Origin of the sequence: Pseudolactococcus raffinolactis NBRC 100932, assembly GCF_001591765.1 — a bacterium.
Lineage (GTDB): Bacteria > Bacillota > Bacilli > Lactobacillales > Streptococcaceae > Pseudolactococcus > Pseudolactococcus raffinolactis.
On the sequence record NZ_BCVN01000018.1, the window covers coordinates 19,743 to 37,761 of the forward strand.

The following is an 18,019-nucleotide window of genomic DNA, read 5'->3' on the forward strand; positions in this document are numbered from 1 at the left end:
GAGTTAGCAAAAGAGGTGACATTTTTTAATCTATAAACACAGACTAATCTCGATTAATATTGACGCCAAGTACTGTTAAATGACCATTTGAAATCAATTTAATGACGAGCGCAGCAAATTCACTTGCTGTCATCTCGTCATTTTTTTGTCCAATCCACCAATTCAAGGTGCCGACAAAGATGCTAGTGATATACGATACCACGAAATCAGTTGGGATTTTTAAGTTATCATTTCGGACATCTAGCGCATTAAAAATCTCGGAATATCGTTCGGACAAAATAGCTAATAAGCGCTCAGACAGGATTTCTGTGTTGCTGTGGGTTACGATAATGCGAGCCAAATCAGGATTTTCCTGAACAAATTCATAAAAAGTCGCAAGAGAACCTTCTATTTTTTTGACATTGACAGAGTTTTTCTCGATGAGATTTTCTTCATCAAGAACAGCAGCGAACTCACCTAAAAATTTGTCAATGATTTGCTCAAATAAGTCAAATTTGTCTTTGAAATGGCTGTAAAAAGTCGCGCGATTGATCATGGCTTCATCTGAAATATCATTGATCGTAATTTTATCAAAAGTTTTAGAACGTAGTAATTTGATAAAAGCTTGGGTGATGAGTTTGTTTGTACGTTTAACACGTAAATCAACTTTTTTTGTCATGTTTTCTTTTTCTTTCTGAAAATAATCAAGTTTATCCAACATATTGTTGTTTAGTGTTGCTTTACCAACAGTTTAGCACATATTAGTGGTTGCGCGCAAGTCAAATTCCTTGTAAAATTGAATTATATATGATAAGCAACAGTCTGTTGTTTTCAAGCAGTGCTAGATAAGAAAGAAGACATGATGTATAAAGCAGGGATTGACGTTGGCTCAACAACAGTAAAAATGGTCGTTTTCGATGACAATTACGAGATGATATTCTCGCGTTACGAACGACATTTTTCTGATGTCAAAACAGCAACAATTAAAGTGCTCAAGGATATGATCACAGCGCTTGGTGATGTGCGTTTCACCTTTTCAATCACCGGTTCAGGCGGCATGGGACTTTCTGACGTGATCGGTGCGACTTTTATCCAAGAAGTCATTGCCTCAACCTTGACCATTGAAAAATTCATTCCGCAAACTGACGTCATGATTGAACTAGGTGGCGAAGATGCCAAAATGACCTTTTTTGATGGTGCCATGGAACAGCGAATGAATGGTTCGTGCGCCGGCGGAACGGGTGCTTTTATCGATCAGATGGCTGAGCTGCTCAAAGTTGATGCAGCAGGTGTTAACGAGTTAGCTAAAAATTATGAAAATCTTTATCCGATTGCCAGTCGTTGTGGTGTCTTTGCCAAAACGGATGTCCAGCCCTTGCTGAATGAAGGGGTTAGAAAAGCAGACATAGCAGCTAGTATCTTCCAAGCTGTCGTCAACCAAACAGTTGCAGGACTTGCAGCTGGTCGTAAAATCACAGGTAACATTGCTTTTCTAGGGGGCCCGCTTTACTTCATGAGTGAGCTTCGCAAACGATTCATTGAAACACTGAATATCAAGCCTGAAAATGTTATTTTTCCAGAACACCCACAACTTTTTGTCGCCATGGGTGCTGCTCTTGATGAGGAAAATGCCACAGAATTTTCAGCCTCAGAAATTATCAATAAACTTGAGCAGGATAGTTCTGAAAACCTCATCCCACAGGATACATTAGAAGTTCTTTTCGAAGATGAAGCAGCTTTGACTGAGTTTCGTGTGCGCCACGCTAAAGCATCAGCAGACCACAAACCGCTTGCTATTCACCATGGCGCAGCCTACTTAGGGATTGATGCAGGGTCAACAACGACTAAACTTGTCTTAATTGATGACGAAGGTAATATTTTGTTTGAGCATTACGGCTCCAACAATGGCGATCCGCTTGACTCGGTATTGACGGTTGTGACCAACCTTTATCGGGAAATGCCAGACGATGTTTATATCGCCAAATCAGCTGTGACAGGTTACGGTGAACAGTTGATTAAGGCCGCTATTAAAGTCGATATCGGTGAAGTTGAGACCATGGCGCATTACAAGGCTGCTGAGTTTTTCCGACCTGGTGTTGATTTCATCATCGACATCGGTGGTCAGGATATGAAAGCCATGACCATTCGGGATGGTGCGCTCTCAAGCATCCAGCTTAATGAAGCTTGTAGTTCGGGTTGTGGGTCATTCATCGAAACCTTTGCCAAATCCTTGCGCTATGAAGTTAAAGATTTTGCCCAGGCAGCACTTTTGACTGAACATCCTGTCGATCTCGGGTCGAAATGTACGGTCTTCATGAACTCGAAGGTCAAGCAAGTTCAAAAAGAAGGTGCGACAGTAGGTGATATTTCTGCTGGTCTATCATATTCCGTCATCAAAAATGCGCTCTATAAGGTCATTAAAGTCAAACGCCCTGAGGACCTCGGCGAGAAAATCGTCGTCCAAGGCGGGACTTTCTATAACGAAGCCGTCTTGCGTGCCTTTGAAAAAATTTCAGGTCGTGAGGTTGTTCGTCCCTCTATCGCAGGCTTGATGGGGGCTTATGGCTGTGCCTTGATTGCCATGGAAAATGCGTCAGATGATGCGACACCGTCTACGATTTTGGCCTTGTCAGACTTAGAGCAATTCAAAACAACAAAAGAATTTACAACTTGTGGCTTGTGTGAGAACATGTGCAAGATGACCTTAACTGTCTTCAATGACGGGTCAAAATTTGTGTCAGGTAATCGTTGTGAGCGTGGGGCTGAAAAAGCCATGCAAATTAAGGTTGATAAAGCAGAGAAAAAAGTTAACCTCGTTGACTATAAGTATAAAAAACTTTTCAAATTTAAATCACTGAGCAAGAAAAAAGCCCTTCATGGCGAAGTCGGCATACCACGTGTGCTGAATATGTATGAAAATTATCCTTTATGGCATACCATGTTGACAGACTTAGGTTTCCGAGTTGTTTTATCTCCTAAATCTGATAAAGACTTGTATGAAAAAGGGATTGAAACGATTCCATCGGATACAGTTTGTTATCCGGCTAAACTTAGTCATGGTCATATCATGACCTTGATTCAAAAAGATGTCCCAACGATTTTTTATCCGTCTGTTTTATATGAACGTCAGGAAGATGCCAGTGCTCAAAATCACTATAACTGTCCGATTGTTCAGTCTTATCCAGAAGTGATTAAAAATAATATTGACGAGATTCGTAATGGTGAAGTTGGCTATATTCATCCTTTTATCAACTTAGCTGATCCTGATAACATGTCAAAAAACCTTTTCAATGCCTTGTTAGAATTTGATATCAGCCTAGAAGACATTAAAAAAGCTGTCCAACATGGGTTTAAAGTTTTAGATGATTTTAAGGCAGATATTCAAAAGCAAGCCGAAGACTTGATGATGCGGATTAATCTTAATCATGAAAAAGCGATTGTCCTTTCTGGACGGCCTTATCATTTAGATCCTGAGATTAACCACGGGATTGCTGATATCGTCACGCAGGAAGGCTTCCATGTCTTGACTGAGGATGCGATTGCTCACTTGTCGGAAGTCGGTGGCTTGCGTGTGGTCAATCAATGGGTTTACCATTCACGCTTGTATGGTGCGGCGCGTGTAGTAGCGAAAAATAAAAATCTTGAACTTGTCCAACTCAACAGTTTTGGTTGTGGTTTGGATGCAGTGACGACTGACCAAGTTGAAGAAATTATGCAGCATCACCACAAACTTTATACGGTACTAAAAATCGATGAAGGCTCAAACATGGGTGCGGTACGGATTCGTCTACGTTCACTTAAAGCAGCAGTCAATGAACGGGATAAACGTGGTCAACTACCCGAGGTATCTGAAGACCAGATGACAGAAATTGTGGCCAGTCATCCAACATTTACTAAGGAAATGAAAAAGACACATACGCTTTTGATGCCTATGCTATCACCGATTCATCAGGAGGGGCTAATCGACGAAGCCTTCAAGCAGTCTGGCTACAATGTGGTGCTCTTACCGGAAGTCAAAGATGCCATCAACTCCGGTCTTAAGTTTGTTAATAACGACTCTTGCTATCCTGCCATCATTTCCATCGGGCAACTGGTGCATGCACTAGAATCTGGTGATTACGATGTCGATAATACATCTGTTCTGATGACGCAGACGGGTGGTGGCTGTCGGGCGACCAACTACATTCCTTTGCTTCGCAAGGCTTTGAAGGACGCTGGTTTTGGTCAGGTGCCGGTTGTGTCCTTGTCGATGGGGAATAAGGGGACTGAGAAGTCGGACGGTTTTAAGCTGACGGTGCCTTTGATGGTGCGGATTGTCATTGGTGCGCTTTATGGTGACTTGTTTGAGCGTGTTGTTTATCGGACGCGGCCTTACGAAATCACTAAGGGGCAGGTTGATGCGTTACATGCCAAGTGGTTAGCTAAAGCCAAACATAATATGAAGACTGGTTCGATTTTTGAGTTTAATCGCAACATGAAGCAAATCATTCGAGAATTTGACGAAACGCCATTACGAGACATTCAAAAACCGCGTGTCGGTGTTGTGGGTGAAATTCTTGTGAAATACTCGAAAACGGCTAATAATGATATTGTGAGCATCATCGAAGCTGAAGGGGCAGAAGCTGTTGTGCCTGATATTATTGGTTTTATGAACTATTCTCTGTATAACCAGATCTGGAAGTCAGATCATTTAGGCATGGGTAAAAAAGCTAAATATTTCGCGCGCGCCTTCATTAATATCATTCAAATGGTTGAAAAACCAATGAATAAAGCTTTGAAAGTGTCAAGCCGCTTTGATGGGATTCATTCGATTGATGCGCTGGCTGCCGATACGGAGAAAATTATTTCGATTGGGAATCATACCGGCGAAGGTTGGTTCTTGACTGGCGAGATGATTGAGCTCTTGCAAGACGGTGTCGATAATATCGTTTGTCTCCAACCCTTTGGTTGTCTGCCTAATCACATCGTCGGTAAAGGTATGATCAAAGAACTCCGTCGTCAATATCCACGAGCTAATATCACACCAATAGACTATGATCCATCTGTTTCTGTTGTCAACCAACTCAACCGCATTCGCTTGATGATGGCGACGGCTAAGAAACAGTTGAAAAAGGATATGGAAGTTGGAGCGTAAGCTACTCAAAAAACTATCGCAAGATGGTTTTTTCTTTTAGCTAAGGGTGAAAATGTGGTAAGATAGAGAAAACAAACTATCGGAATAAGAGGAGGATAAGTAATGGCAAATATTGATAAACTGGCACGATTTATTGCCTCTTTGGGTAGTCTGAATGAGTATGGTAGTACGATTGCCCAAACCAAAAAAGCACTTGAAACAGAAAATTTGACTTATTTATCTAGTCAAACAGACCAAGTCATCTTTCAGGATGCTCTGAAAGGGATTAAAGCCATTCAAAAAACTGGCTTTAATGTTGATGGCATTATTGCTGTTAACAAGCAGTTTGATGGCGATTCAGATGAACAGCCAACAATGCCAGGACATTTAAGAAATGCTTATTATAATCCAGGTGATCAGATTGCCATAACCCTTGACCCTAGTGGTCGAACACACTATATTCCCAAGGAAGTTGTGAGTCGTGATGATTTAGACCAGATTGTGACAGAGTTTGAGATGTCTGAGCAGACTTCAAAAGCAGCTTGGCTAGTCTTTGTGCGTTTATCTAAACTACAACCGTTTCAGGATGGCAATAAACGCACCGCACTGATTGTAGCCAATCATGCGGTCAAGGCACTAGAGACACAAAATTATTTACTGATTCCTGAGAATCCATTGGACCGAATGGACTTTACAACTGCCTTGATGCGATATTATACAGCAAATGGTAGCGCGGAAGAACAGCTATCTTTTGATAGACTTTATCGGATTGTTAATATGCCTGTTTCACAATCTAAGCCCACTGAGTATGAGTTACCGGATGCTAAGACGAAACACTACAAAATTAAAGAGACTTTTTCGACAAATAAGCATTATGACAAAAATCAGACCTATTGATGGTGACATTTCTGCAGTAAGTTCAAACATGATTGAGGGCTGGCAGCCTAAAGTAGCATTTATTGAAAAGATGAGACGACGCATGATTGAACTTAGAAAAGGGATTGCTAATGTCTAAAACAGAAGCTTTGGAAGCAATTATCTTTAATTAAGATAATAAAAAACTGTCGCAAGATGGTTTTTTATTATTGACATAAACTATATTAAAACCAAAAATCACTCATTTTATATATAGTCTAAAACTATATCACTAGTCAGCATTTCAGTATTATACAATCGACTAATATTACCCTATAATAAAATTATCCAAAAAATAAGTGTGGTGACTGACTAACTAGGTCATTCCAAATCTACACAGGGGAAAAAGGGGAATCGTAAAATGAGTGAAAAATTTCAAATCGTAGGTAGTTTGTTAAGACCACAAAATTTGTTGGCTTATAAGAGCCAAATCGAAAAACGTGATGATATTCAATATCCGTTCTACAACGATTTCGATGGCTACCAAGCCTGTGAAACACAAGCTATCCAAGAGGTCATCCAAAAACAAATTGACCACAAGCTTAGCATTATTTCAGACGGCGAGTTTTCAAAATCGCTCTGGCATTTAGATTTTGTCTGGGGACTCAAAGGTGTGCGGCGTTTAATCGCAGAACACGGCTACTTCTTCAGAGATTTCGACGAAACGCAGACCTACGAAACACGTCGGGATATTGCCTTAGCTTTCGATGAAAAACTCAGCGGTCACAACCACCATTTCATCGACATTTACCAAGAGATCCAAGCAGATGCAGCGGGACACACAACAAAACTGTGTATTCCGTCACCCTCACATATCTTCGGGGAATGGTCGTTTTCTCGTGAGCAAAACGCTGAGCAGTCTAATGACTCTTATTATCAGGAGCCTGAGGTTTTCAAGCAAGATTTAGCTAACGCTTACCAAGAATTTTTGAGTGACTATGCCAAAATCGGCGGCAAAATCATCCAGTTCGACGACTGCCTCTGGGAAATGTTCTCGACCGACAACCCCAACTCGCCCTTTACTGGCGACCATATCGACCAAGCCAGCATCCAAGACCTCGCACAAACTTTCATCGATCTCAATAACAGCATCATCGACTACGGCCACAGCCTTGGCCTCAAAGTTTGGACGCATAACTGCCGCGGTAATTACGATTCCCGGAACATGGGCGGAGGCTCTTATGAGACGATTGCTAATCTCTTCCTAGGACAGCAGAAGTATGACCGTTTCTTTTTAGAATGGGATGACGATCGAGCAGGTAATCTCTCAGCACTCGATGTGTTCAAGGATAGACCCGAGACAGAAGTCGTCTTAGGCTTATTGTCAAGTAAAACTGTGACCTTAGATGATGAGGCACGTGTCGTAGACTTACTCCAAAAAGCAAGTCAAATCATTCCAAAAGAGAGACTTTTTCTATCTCACCAATGTGGCTTTGCCTCATGTGACAATGGCAATGCCTTAACAGAAGATCAGCAATGGGCAAAAATTGATCAAGGTCAAGACATTGCTGCTAATTTCTTTGGTGCATAATCTTATGATGAAACTATCGCAAGGTAGTTTTTTTGTTGACAGGTATTTTGCTTCAGACTATACTTAGAATAAAGAGAACAAGAAAATAAGTTTAAATATGACATACCTTGTCACTTTTCCTATGATAGGATGATAAGAGAAAGAAAATAATGGAGGTATGAAGATGGATTATGAAGTGGTAACGTTAGCAGAAAAGAAAGTTGTTGGGATTTCGACCAGGACCAATAATTTTGCCCCTGATATGGGGGAAAAAATTGGCCAGCTTTGGCAACAGTTTTATGATGAAAATATTTATCCTAAGATTCCGAACAAAGCAAATGCTAAAGCACTAGGCATTTACACGGAGTATGAGGCAGATGAAAAAGCGGACTATACGGTCATGGTTGCCTGTGAAGTGAGCGAAACTAGCGATGGATTCGAGACGCGATTGATTAAGGCAGGAAAATATGCCAAGTTTGTCGTTAAGGCGGAGCAGGATCAAGTATTTGCTGAAGTTGCTGCTGCTTGGCATGACATTTGGCAAATGGTCTTACCACGGTCATTTGACGCTGACTTTGAGGAATATCAAGAGAGTCTTGAAAAGGATGCCGAAGTTCATATTTATATCGGCTTGAAAGCGTAAGTTATGCAGATCAATCGTATCTTTGAGATCACTTATATGCTCTTAAATCACGAGCAGGTGACTGCCAAAACCCTGAGTGAGAAGTTTGATGTATCCGTGCGCACAATTTATCGTGATATTGACAGAATGAGTCAGGCTGGGATTCCTGTTTATACTGAGCGCGGAAAAGGCGGCGGCATCAGTCTGTTATCTGATTTTGTCTTGAGTAAAGTCTTATTAAATGCTGATGAACGAAAAAGCATTTTACAGGCCTTGCAAACGACCCGTGCCGTTAAGTTTGATCCTGCAAATGAAGAGACATTAGCCAAATTAACAGCACTATTTGGCATAGCAGATGAACCATGGTTGTCGATTGATTTTAGCACCTGGTATGGTCCCAGTGCGCATGATTTTGAACAGTTAAAAACAGCCATATTAACTCAAAAAGTCGTCACTTTTGATTACTATAATGCAAAAGGTGAGATGAGTTTCAGGTCGGTAGAACCGATACAACTCGTTTTCAAAAGCATGAGTTGGTATCTTAAAGCCTACTGTTTAGCCAAACAAGAAAGTCGAATGTTTAAGCTAAGCAGAATTATCCGACTTAGAGTCTCGGAACAGCAATTTACAAAACGACTGCCAGAAATTCAAGTAGATAAAAGTTTGAAACCGCAAGCGCCTGACATGATCCATTTGAAAATGCTCGTGTCATCAGAGTTAGGCTATCGAATTTTTGACGACTTTCCGATAGAAGCCATTCAAAGGGGTTCAAGCAAAGCTTTATTAGTCGAAGGTGACTTCCCCAAAACAGACTGGCTCTATAGCTATATCCTATCACTTGGCCAAGCGGTGAAAATTTTAGAACCACTTGATTTTAAACATGAGTTAATCACGCTTATCAAAAAAATGGAGGAAAATTATCATGAGTAGACCGACAATTAAAACAGATTTGATGACAGCAGGTGAAACAGGCTACTTGAAATTAGTGGAAGTGATGCAAGCACTACCAGATCAAACGCAAGACTTTAATTTTGAAGTCACAGAAAAAATGACAGAAGCTCATTGGCGCCGGGATCAAAACTTAAGAGATGTCTTGATTCATCTTTATGAATGGCATCAGTTACTCCTAAACTGGGTAGAAGCCAATCAAAATGGTAAGGCAGAACCTTTTCTACCAGTACCCTATAATTGGAAAACCTATGGCCAAATGAATCAGGAATTTTGGGAAAAGCATCAAACAACCTCACTTGAAGATGCTAAAAAACTGCTCCATGACAGTCATATAGCAGTTATGACCTTAGCCGATACCTTTTCAAACGAAGAACTATTTACCAAGCAATATTTTTCTTGGACAGGCACGAGTTCATTAGGAGCATATTTCATTTCAGCAACGTCAAGTCATTATGATTGGGCGATGAAGAAGTTGAAAAAGCAAATCAAAGCCAATCGTTAAGGGAGAAAGAGATGGCGAGCAAAAAAGTAGACTTTAAAAAAGAATCGCAAGCAGGTTATCAAGCGACAATAAAACCTGCCATCATTGATCTGCCAGCAATTCCTTTTATCATGGTAGATGGCAAAGGGGATCCGAATACAAGCGCTGACTACAAGCAGGCAGTTGAACTTTTATATGCTTTGTCCTATGCCATTAAAATGAGTCCTAAGCGAGGTGATGTACCTAATGGTTATTTTGATTATGTTATCCCACCACTTGAAGGCTTGTGGCAGTTAAAAGCTGGCGAAAATCCAACTGGCAATGACTTGGATAAATCAAATTTTAGCTGGACAGCCATGATTCGCCAACCTGATTTTGTGACATCAGAAGTTTTTGAGCATACTCTTTTAATTGTGAGTCAAAAAAAGCCTGACTTGGATATTTTGCGAGCCCGATTGTCAACATTTTCAGAGGGCTTATGTGGGCAAGTCCTACATATTGGTACTTACGATGATGAACCCGAAACAATCAAGCGCTTAGATGATTTCATTAAAACGTCAGGCTATAGAGTAGATATCTCGGAAACTAGAAGGCATCATGAAATTTATTTAAATGATCCTAGACGAACAGCACCTGAAAAATTGAAAACGATTATTCGACATCCGATTCAATAGAAATTTTCTTCCTGATATTGTGGAAATATTTTGACTTTTGAATATACATTGTGATAAAATAATATAATAAAGTTATTTATATGAGATGCGTTTGAAAAGGAGGTTGTAGTCATGGAAATTAAGCAATATCAAAATGAACTTTCAACAAAATTGAGAAACGGTGCGAATTTCATTTTAAGTGGTGCTGTGATTTGGCCAGTAGTAGCATTAATATGGGCATTTGTTGATATTGACATTAGGGCGAAATCAGGTATTACATGGAGTGTGGGGACTTGTGTAATCCCATTAGCTTTTCTTGTCGGTCATCTATTAAAAATACCGAAAACAGTTAAAGATAATCCGCTACTTTCTATACTACCGATATTAATTGCTTCTCAACTTCCGTTATCTCCCTTCCTTGTCTATCTACTGGTAAATAGCTCAGATCTGTTTATTGTTTTCTTGCCAACTGTTAGTGCCGCTCATTTTTTTACATATGGATGGGTATATAACTTAAAGTTGTTTTATGATTTTTCTTTCTTAATGTCGATGGTGATGACAATTTTGGCGTTTCTATTGCCAACTCATTTGTGGTGGTGCTTACCACTTGTTATGGGGGCTATAATGGGTATATTTGGAATCTTGTTGTTGAAAGAAGACCATATAAAAATATCAAAAGTAAGTCAGTAATGATTTGAAAGTGTTAAGAATTTATCGTTTTTGATTATACATTTTAAAAGGACCGGGAGATAATATAAATGTAGCTCGGTTTTTTTACTATTTTAAGTATGAAAAGTAAGGAATATCGGTCTCAAAAGACTAAGAGTATCAAGCTATTTGAAATTAGATTTGAAAGGAAATTAAAGTATGTCTAACATCATTCATCCTGTCGATCGTGATGACGCAACTTTATCACTTTTACTGACGATATGGGAAGGAAGTGTCAAGTCAACACATACCTTCCTTTCCGATCAAGATATTGCAGATATCAAGCCAGAAGTTTACCAAGCACTGGAAATGATAGAGGTGTTATGTTGCTATGAAGATGATCAAGGTATCTTACAGGGTCTCATGGGTATTGATAACCACAAGATTGAGCTTTTGTTCATCTCTGAAAATGAAAGGGGACAAGGGATTGGCAAGTTGCTCGTGAATCATGCAATAACCCAATGGCAGGTCAAGTCTGTTGATGTCAATGCGCAAAACGAACAGGGTTTGATCTTCTATCAACATATGGGCTTTCAGATAATTAATAGGTCTGAATTCGATGCCCAAGGCAGACCTTTTCCAATCTTACACCTTGGGCTAAAATAACTAAGCTATCGAGAGATGGTTTTTTGTTTGACAGGGTATCTTTTTAATACTATACTAAAAATAAAAGACTTAAGTGAAAGTATTGCCATGAATGAAACAGCGTTAAAAGAATTACTTACCAATACACCTGAGATTGATGAGATATTAAAGATAATTGACAAGTTGAATCTCTCAGATACTTGGTTGTGCGCGGGCAGCATTCGAAATTTAATTTGGAACAAACTTTCTGGACAGCCCCCTTTTGACCCGACAACGGATATCGATGTTGTTTTTTTCGACCCAGAGATCACTTATGAAGCGACTCAAGCAATCGAGAGAGCGTTGCAGCTAGATCACCCAAGTTATGCCTGGGAAGTCAAGAACCAAGCTCACATGCACCTGCATAATCCCAATACAGCGCCCTATCTCAGTGCGCGTGATGCCATGGCAAAATTTCCAGAAAGGTGCACAGCCATTGGTGCGCGCCTAACAGCGACTCGCGACATCGAGCTATTTCTCCCTTACGGCCTCGCGGATATCACTGATTTTATCGTTCGTCCGACCCCCTTTTTCTCTGAAAATGCTGAAAAACTAACAATCTACTGTGAACGCCAAGCTAAGAAAAAATGGCAGGAGAGGTGGCCGCAGTTACAGATTTTATCTGCTGAATAAGTAGCAACCACAAGAATTGGAGTATAGCACAGTATGCTGAAAATCGAGAAATGTTTTAGAATCGTTACCACCCTTGTTTTTATCATGGCGACCCTTTTAATTCCAGTTTTGCTCCTGACAGCCGCAACGTTAATCGTCGATGGACCTAGCAAAAGTGTTCCGCTAGGAATCTTCGGCACTACTTTTGAAATCCTATGTGCAGTTAATTTTACGCTGGCTTTTATCGTTTTGGTCTGGCAGACTAGAACGACCAAACGAACCAGCTTAATCGTCGCGTCTAGCCTCGTTTTAGCGTCGACTATTCTACCTCTTGTCATTTCGATTTCTTCCTATATTTTTTGGCCTGTGTATCTCATCGCTGTCATCCTCATCCATAGTAAGGGCCCAACCAAACCTTTTACCAATAAGTGAAGATGATCTTGTCCCCTAATGGCATGTTTACAGAAAATATACTGAAATATCTAAGAATTTAAGCTGTCGTCAAGGCAGTTTTTTCTTTTATATGGTAAAATATGTTTGACATCACATTTTATTAAGGGGTCAAAATGACAGAAAATATATATGATATAACGATTATCGGTGCGGGACCTAGTGGCTTATTCGCAGGTTTCTACGCTGGTATGCGTAAAAATAAAGTCCAAATTATAGATTCACTCGAAATACCCGGCGGTCAATTAACCGCCCTCTATCCAGAAAAAACGATTCACGATGTACCAGGCTACTTTGCAGTTAAGGCTGAAACGCTCGTGACTGATCTAGTCAAGCAAACCGCTCAATTTGGCGTGCCCATCCGCCTATCTGAAAAAGTCGTTGACATCACACCAACAACTGATCAGGGCGTTTACCAAGTGACCACTACCAAGTCTAGCTACCTGACAAAATCTGTCATCATCGCAACCGGCAATGGTTCATTTGCACCAAAGCCGTTGAAAACTGATGAACCGTCAGATTTTGATTTCTCTAAACTAGGGTATAGTGTGACAGATAAACAGCAGTTTGCAGGTAAAAATGTCGCCGTTGCAGGTGGTGGTGACTCTGCCATTGATTTGGCTTTGATGCTTTCTGAAGTAGCAGCATCTGTTAGCCTCATTCACAGACGAGATGCCTTTAGAGCGCATGAATCATCTGTCGATAAACTACATGCTTCAGATGTTCACGTCTTGACGCCAGTGACCATTCGCAATATTTCAGATCATCAAGAAGGTTTGCGCATCGCACTTTCTGATGACCGTGAGTTGGATGTAGATCATTTGATCGTTCAGCACGGTTTCCTTAGCAATAATAAGGATATCCGCGCTTGGTCGGTGGATCTCGAGATGAAGCGCCAACATTTTATGGTTGACAGCCATTATCAAACGAGTTGTGAAAATATCTATGCCATCGGTGATACAGCTAACTATGACGGCAAGCTCGGTTTAATCGTCGAAGGCTTCAAAGAAGGCCCGCATGCTGTTAATCAAATCATGACTAAAATTCATAGTGGTAAATTGACTCACGCGCATTCTACATCGTTGTTTTAATATAAACTAGCCAATTAACTTTTGTGTTTGATTGGCTTTTTTTATTATCTAAAGACTGGTGAATTATTGAAAAATTGCGAAAATTACGCTAAAATAGCAGTATGGAAATTAATGGTTACACGAAACTCGCAGCAGTGGTTGCGAACCCAATCAAGCACTCTCTGTCACCTTTTATACATAATTTGGCTTTTGACCATGTCGGTGAAAATGGTGTCTATCTTGCTTTTGAAACACCAGAAGCTGATTTAGGCTCTGTCATTGAAAGTATCAAGACACTTGACATGTACGGTGTCAACTTATCCATGCCCTACAAAGAAGCAGCCGTGCCCTATATGGATGAACTATCTGAAGTAGCCAAACTGACAGGCGCCATCAATACGATTGTCAATCGAGATGGCAAGCTTTTCGGCACATCAACGGATGGTGCAGGTTTCTTTAAGTCCCTGAAACACTTTAAGGTTAAAGGCAGTGCAATCACCGTTATTGGTGCTGGTGGTGCAGCAAGGTCGATTATTGCGGAGGCAGCGGTACAAGGTGCAGGTCAAATCACTGTTTATAACAGAACCTACAAACCTGAATTGTTTGCTGACTATCCAGGAAACATTGTGTTCAAACCTTTGTCAGATTTAACAGAATTGATCGGTGATTTGCTAGTGAATACAACTAGTCTTGGCATGGATGGTGTGAGTCTTCCTATCGCAATGGCCTTACAATTGCCCAAGGACATGCTAGTGGCTGACGTGATCTACCAGCCAATTGAGACGCCCCTACTGGCCTATGCCAAGGCTCAAGGTAATCCAACTGTTAATGGTTTAGGTATGCTCTTATATCAGGCAGCTGAAAGTTTTAAACTCTGGACTGGCCATGAGATGCCAACAGATATCATTCTAAAAAAATTGGAAGAAAAAATATATGGTTAAGTCAAAAGTCACAACAATTGTTGTCAACTATCCAGAAAATCAAGCACCGACGTGGGTCGAACCCAGAGATTATAAACCCTATCGTTTCGGCTTAGGGAAGTTGTCGAAAAATCCTCTTGTTGCTATTTGCATGAACCCTTCAGCGGCGCGAGATCAAACGAGCGACCGAACAGTTAATCGCGTAATTTCGGCCAGTCAAAAGCTAGGATATGATGGCTGGGTGGTTTTTAACACTTATCCAGAGCGGGCGACGGATGCGGTGAATATGGACGCGTATGATGTGGCCTTGTCGCAGGAAAATGTCAAGGTGATCCGAGATTTTTTGGTTGAAAATGGGATCACAGAAGTTTGGGGTGCATGGGGTGATCTCAAGTATGAGGCGCTCAAGCAAGGGCGTGATGCGATTCTTGAGGTCTTAACTGAGCAAGGTATTAAGGTCTTTCATTTTGCGCCACCGACAAAGGCGGGTAATCCGCGTCATCCCCTCTATCTGAAAGTTGAAGCTGAAAGGAAACGCTATCTATGAAAACATTACATGTGAATTTACCTGACCATCCTTATGATTTGATCGTTGAGCGTGGGTGTTTACCAAAATCTGGTCAATGGGCAGTAGATCTCTGGCAACCGCAAAAAGTAGTCATTATTACTGACAACCATGTCGGAAAATTATACGGTGAGACGGTTAAGCTGTCTTTAGAAGCAGCTGGTTTTGAAGTGGCAGTTTTTGATTTCCTAGAAGGTGAAGCATCTAAAAACTTGACGACGGTCGATCGCGCTTACCAGTTTCTTGCAGACTTTGGCATGACGCGATCAGATGGTGTCGTTGCACTAGGAGGCGGTGTTGTTGGGGACTTGGCAGGGTTTGTGGCGTCAACTTATATGCGCGGCATACATTTCTTGCAAATCCCGACCAGTTTAACTGCTCAAGTGGATTCATCAGTCGGTGGAAAAACAGGAGTCAATACGGCCTATGCTAAAAATATGGTTGGGACTTTCACCCAACCTGACGGTGTTTTGATTGATCCAAATTGTTTGGCGACGCTTGGTAAACGTGAACTATATGAGGGCATGGGCGAGGTCATAAAATGTGGCTTGATTGCGGATGCTGAACTTTGGGATATTTTACAAGGTATGACGGGTGATGTTGATAATCTTTTAGACAATGCTGAAGCCTTGATTTACCATTCGTGTGATGTCAAACGAAAAGTTGTCGTGGAAGATGAGTTGGATAATGGCACACGACTTTACCTCAATTTTGGGCATACCATTGGGCATGCAGTGGAAGCTACAGCTGGTTATGGCAAGGTTATGCATGGTGAAGGCGTTGCAATCGGCATGATTCAAATCACCAAAGTCGCTGAGGATAAAGGCTTAGTTGAAGCAGGCTTGACTGAAAAGATTCGCGAGATGGTCTTGAAGTTCCATCTCCCGACAACCTTTGAAGATTGGGATGTAGTGCGTCTGGCTAAAGCTATTACTTTAGATAAAAAAGCGCGTGGCGCAATGGTTAAAACTGTTTTAGTGCCGAAAGTTGGGGAAGCTTTCATTAATGAAATTGCTATGGCAGATGTACTTGAATGGTTAAAGTGATATCATAACAAATATTAAGAGGCAAGGGGGGACGCTAGGAAGTATCGGAAGGAAAGATATGGAAAAAACATATACGAGATTTGAGCATTATAGTGGCGATAGAACTTATCAGAATGAGCAATTAGTTGAACAAGCACTCGCAAATTCTGATTTTGATCAAGCTGCTACTCAGGGAAAAGGCTTTTGTCGATTGTTAGACAAGGCATATATTTTTCAAGATGAAAAACTATCTGAGTATTCTATTGTCATCTACACTTTAGATGAACCTGGTTTATTAGATAGCGCTGCGAAGCGTGAATATGTCTTATCTGAACATGATGAGATGATCATACATCGGATGGCTGTTGTGCGAAATGGTCAGTATCTTGATAAGGCTGATGATGTCTAGATACGTATTTTGGATCATGAGGAACAAGGTGGACGGGGTTTTTTAACCAATCGTAAAAAACTGTCACTCATCATTAAGGATTTACACTTGCAAGATATTTTGATTTTTGAAAATACCTTAGTTTCTCATGCGCCTCAAGCTGGGTTGAAACGTGATTTTAAGCATGTCTATCAAGAATTTCCTGATCCTTTTTGGTTTTATGATCGATATGTTTTGCGTACTGTCAATCAAACCTCTCAAGTGATGACTTATAAATCGTGTTTTTTCAGAGATGCGCAGCATCAGGTGATTGATCCGATTGCAATTGATTTACCAATCGGTGAATCGTATGTGTTTGAAGCAGACAATTTTACCACGGATTATGATCCGAAGTTAGAGGTACGACCCTTCATTGATTTTGCGACGAAGGCAAGCTATAGCAAGGTTTCAGATGCGGCCTATCAAATCTATGAAAAAGTAATCAGTCAAAATAGCACTTGGTTAGAAACGAGTGCCCCCGACTTGTTGGTAGAATTGGCGCAACATGAAACACTAGACGAGAAAATTCGGTTTGTCATCGAATTTGTTCAAAACAGCATTTACTATGTCTACGATGCAGAGATCATGGATGGTCATGAACCACAAGAACCCCAGATCACCTATGAAAGCAAGCAAGGTGATTGTAAAGCGAAAACTGTTTTACTTAAAAGTTTGTTGGACTATCTTGATATCGCGTCTACTTGTGTGCTTGTTAATTATGAAGCAGATTACTTCATCCCCTTTTACTGTCCATCACCATCTAATTTTAATCATGTCATTTTAAAAATCGCCTATCAAGGTAGACACTATTTTGTAGATGCGACATCGCGTAATCAATTTGGTTTCTTGCAGTATCGTTCAGTACCTGAGTTCATATATTATTTACCGATTGAGCCCCAAGCTGACTTGCAATTTCGTGAGCCATTTTGGCATCAAAATTATCTGGTTGAAGAAACTGTTACTTGTATGGTGACAGAAGGTGTGGGACAGATAGATCATACGCTCTTACTTCGCGGGCAAAATGCGGATGCCATTCGTCAAATGTTTAAAAACGAAAGTGAAACCTATCTTTTTAACTGTTATACGACCTCTCTTTATTATAATATGTGTCTGACGGATAACTTTAGTGAAAAAGAACTTTCCGAGTATTTCACAGATAGTAAGATTGCTATCGTTTCGGATAATCAAGACCTAAATGAGTTACAAATTCAACATGACGTAACACTTTTAAAACCGTACACAGTCCGGATTGGCAAAAAAGAGTATCTGAATTACTGGGACAGGACTTACCTAGATGATAAGGCACGTGATTTTAATTCAAGAGATTTGCCATTTTGGTTATCCCATGCGCGTGAGAAATTAACGTTTGAACTGAGGACAGATCGGAAAATTAA

The 18,019-nt window shown here is 40.6% G+C and carries 19 protein-coding genes; 18 read left to right on the forward strand and 1 reads right to left on the reverse strand.

All coding sequences use genetic code 11. The features are described from left to right. Window positions 1-43: 43 nt before the first annotated feature. Window positions 44-658 carry a TetR/AcrR family transcriptional regulator gene (locus tag LRA01S_RS06535; RefSeq protein ID WP_061774849.1) on the reverse strand — a complete coding sequence of 205 codons (615 nt, stop codon included), beginning with the start codon at window positions 656-658 and terminating at the stop codon, window positions 44-46. A gap of 183 nt (window positions 659-841) precedes the next feature. Between LRA01S_RS06535 and LRA01S_RS06540 the strand changes: the two genes are divergently transcribed. The 18 genes from LRA01S_RS06540 to LRA01S_RS06620 form a co-directional block, all read left to right on the forward strand. Then, the gene (locus tag LRA01S_RS06540) at window positions 842-5,113 is read left to right on the forward strand and encodes a 2-hydroxyacyl-CoA dehydratase (RefSeq protein ID WP_061774833.1); all 4,272 of its coding nucleotides are present in this window, start codon (window positions 842-844) and stop codon (window positions 5,111-5,113) included. A 102-nt stretch (window positions 5,114-5,215) separates the two neighbouring features. Beyond that, window positions 5,216-5,989, forward strand: a complete 774-nt coding sequence (locus LRA01S_RS06545; protein WP_061774834.1) for a Fic family protein — start codon at window positions 5,216-5,218, stop codon at window positions 5,987-5,989. Beyond that, window positions 5,967-6,107 (forward strand): hypothetical protein, encoded by a 141-nt coding sequence (locus LRA01S_RS10930; RefSeq protein WP_156470226.1) that lies wholly within the window; start codon window positions 5,967-5,969, stop codon window positions 6,105-6,107. Before LRA01S_RS06545 ends, LRA01S_RS10930 begins: the two co-directional genes overlap by 23 nt. A gap of 261 nt (window positions 6,108-6,368) precedes the next feature. Continuing rightward, window positions 6,369-7,538: a cobalamin-independent methionine synthase II family protein gene (locus LRA01S_RS06550; RefSeq protein WP_061774835.1), complete on the forward strand. Its 1,170-nt coding sequence runs from the start codon at window positions 6,369-6,371 to the stop codon at window positions 7,536-7,538. 163 nt (window positions 7,539-7,701) lie between these two features. Then, window positions 7,702-8,160, forward strand: a complete 459-nt coding sequence (locus tag LRA01S_RS06555; RefSeq protein ID WP_061774836.1) for a GyrI-like domain-containing protein — start codon at window positions 7,702-7,704, stop codon at window positions 8,158-8,160. Between the two features lie 3 nt (window positions 8,161-8,163). Next, a complete protein-coding gene (locus LRA01S_RS06560; protein WP_061774837.1) occupies window positions 8,164-9,069 on the forward strand; it encodes a helix-turn-helix transcriptional regulator in 906 nt (301 codons plus the stop codon). After that, the gene (locus LRA01S_RS06565; protein WP_061774838.1) at window positions 9,062-9,592 is read left to right on the forward strand and encodes a ClbS/DfsB family four-helix bundle protein; all 531 of its coding nucleotides are present in this window, start codon (window positions 9,062-9,064) and stop codon (window positions 9,590-9,592) included. The genes LRA01S_RS06560 and LRA01S_RS06565 overlap by 8 nt, the downstream gene beginning before the upstream one ends. A gap of 11 nt (window positions 9,593-9,603) precedes the next feature. Continuing rightward, entirely contained in the window at window positions 9,604-10,245 is a 642-nt protein-coding gene (locus LRA01S_RS06570; protein WP_061774839.1) for a GyrI-like domain-containing protein, read from the forward strand. A gap of 111 nt (window positions 10,246-10,356) precedes the next feature. After that, complete coding sequence (locus tag LRA01S_RS06575; RefSeq protein ID WP_061774840.1) at window positions 10,357-10,914, forward strand: DUF7010 family protein; 558 nt, start codon at window positions 10,357-10,359, stop codon at window positions 10,912-10,914. Between the two features lie 177 nt (window positions 10,915-11,091). Continuing rightward, window positions 11,092-11,538 (forward strand): GNAT family N-acetyltransferase, encoded by a 447-nt coding sequence (locus LRA01S_RS06580; protein WP_061774841.1) that lies wholly within the window; start codon window positions 11,092-11,094, stop codon window positions 11,536-11,538. Window positions 11,539-11,625: 87 nt separating this feature from the next. After that, window positions 11,626-12,189: a nucleotidyltransferase family protein gene (locus LRA01S_RS06585; protein ID WP_061774850.1), complete on the forward strand. Its 564-nt coding sequence runs from the start codon at window positions 11,626-11,628 to the stop codon at window positions 12,187-12,189. A gap of 33 nt (window positions 12,190-12,222) precedes the next feature. After that, window positions 12,223-12,600 (forward strand): hypothetical protein, encoded by a 378-nt coding sequence (locus tag LRA01S_RS06590; protein WP_061774842.1) that lies wholly within the window; start codon window positions 12,223-12,225, stop codon window positions 12,598-12,600. A gap of 134 nt (window positions 12,601-12,734) precedes the next feature. After that, window positions 12,735-13,709 (forward strand): NAD(P)/FAD-dependent oxidoreductase, encoded by a 975-nt coding sequence (locus LRA01S_RS06595; protein WP_061774843.1) that lies wholly within the window; start codon window positions 12,735-12,737, stop codon window positions 13,707-13,709. A 101-nt stretch (window positions 13,710-13,810) separates the two neighbouring features. Continuing rightward, on the forward strand, window positions 13,811-14,629 hold the full coding sequence (aroE, locus tag LRA01S_RS06600; protein WP_061774844.1) for a shikimate dehydrogenase: 819 nt from the start codon (window positions 13,811-13,813) through the stop codon (window positions 14,627-14,629). Beyond that, window positions 14,622-15,155: a DUF1643 domain-containing protein gene (locus LRA01S_RS06605; protein WP_061774845.1), complete on the forward strand. Its 534-nt coding sequence runs from the start codon at window positions 14,622-14,624 to the stop codon at window positions 15,153-15,155. The genes aroE and LRA01S_RS06605 overlap by 8 nt, the downstream gene beginning before the upstream one ends. Next, a complete protein-coding gene (gene aroB, locus LRA01S_RS06610) occupies window positions 15,152-16,219 on the forward strand; it encodes a 3-dehydroquinate synthase (protein WP_061774846.1) in 1,068 nt (355 codons plus the stop codon). The genes LRA01S_RS06605 and aroB overlap by 4 nt, the downstream gene beginning before the upstream one ends. Window positions 16,220-16,277: 58 nt before the next feature. Then, window positions 16,278-16,607 carry a hypothetical protein gene (locus LRA01S_RS06615; RefSeq protein ID WP_061774847.1) on the forward strand — a complete coding sequence of 110 codons (330 nt, stop codon included), beginning with the start codon at window positions 16,278-16,280 and terminating at the stop codon, window positions 16,605-16,607. A 9-nt stretch (window positions 16,608-16,616) separates the two neighbouring features. Then, on the forward strand, window positions 16,617-18,019 hold a 1,403-nt coding region (locus LRA01S_RS06620; protein WP_061774848.1), incomplete at its 3' end, for a hypothetical protein.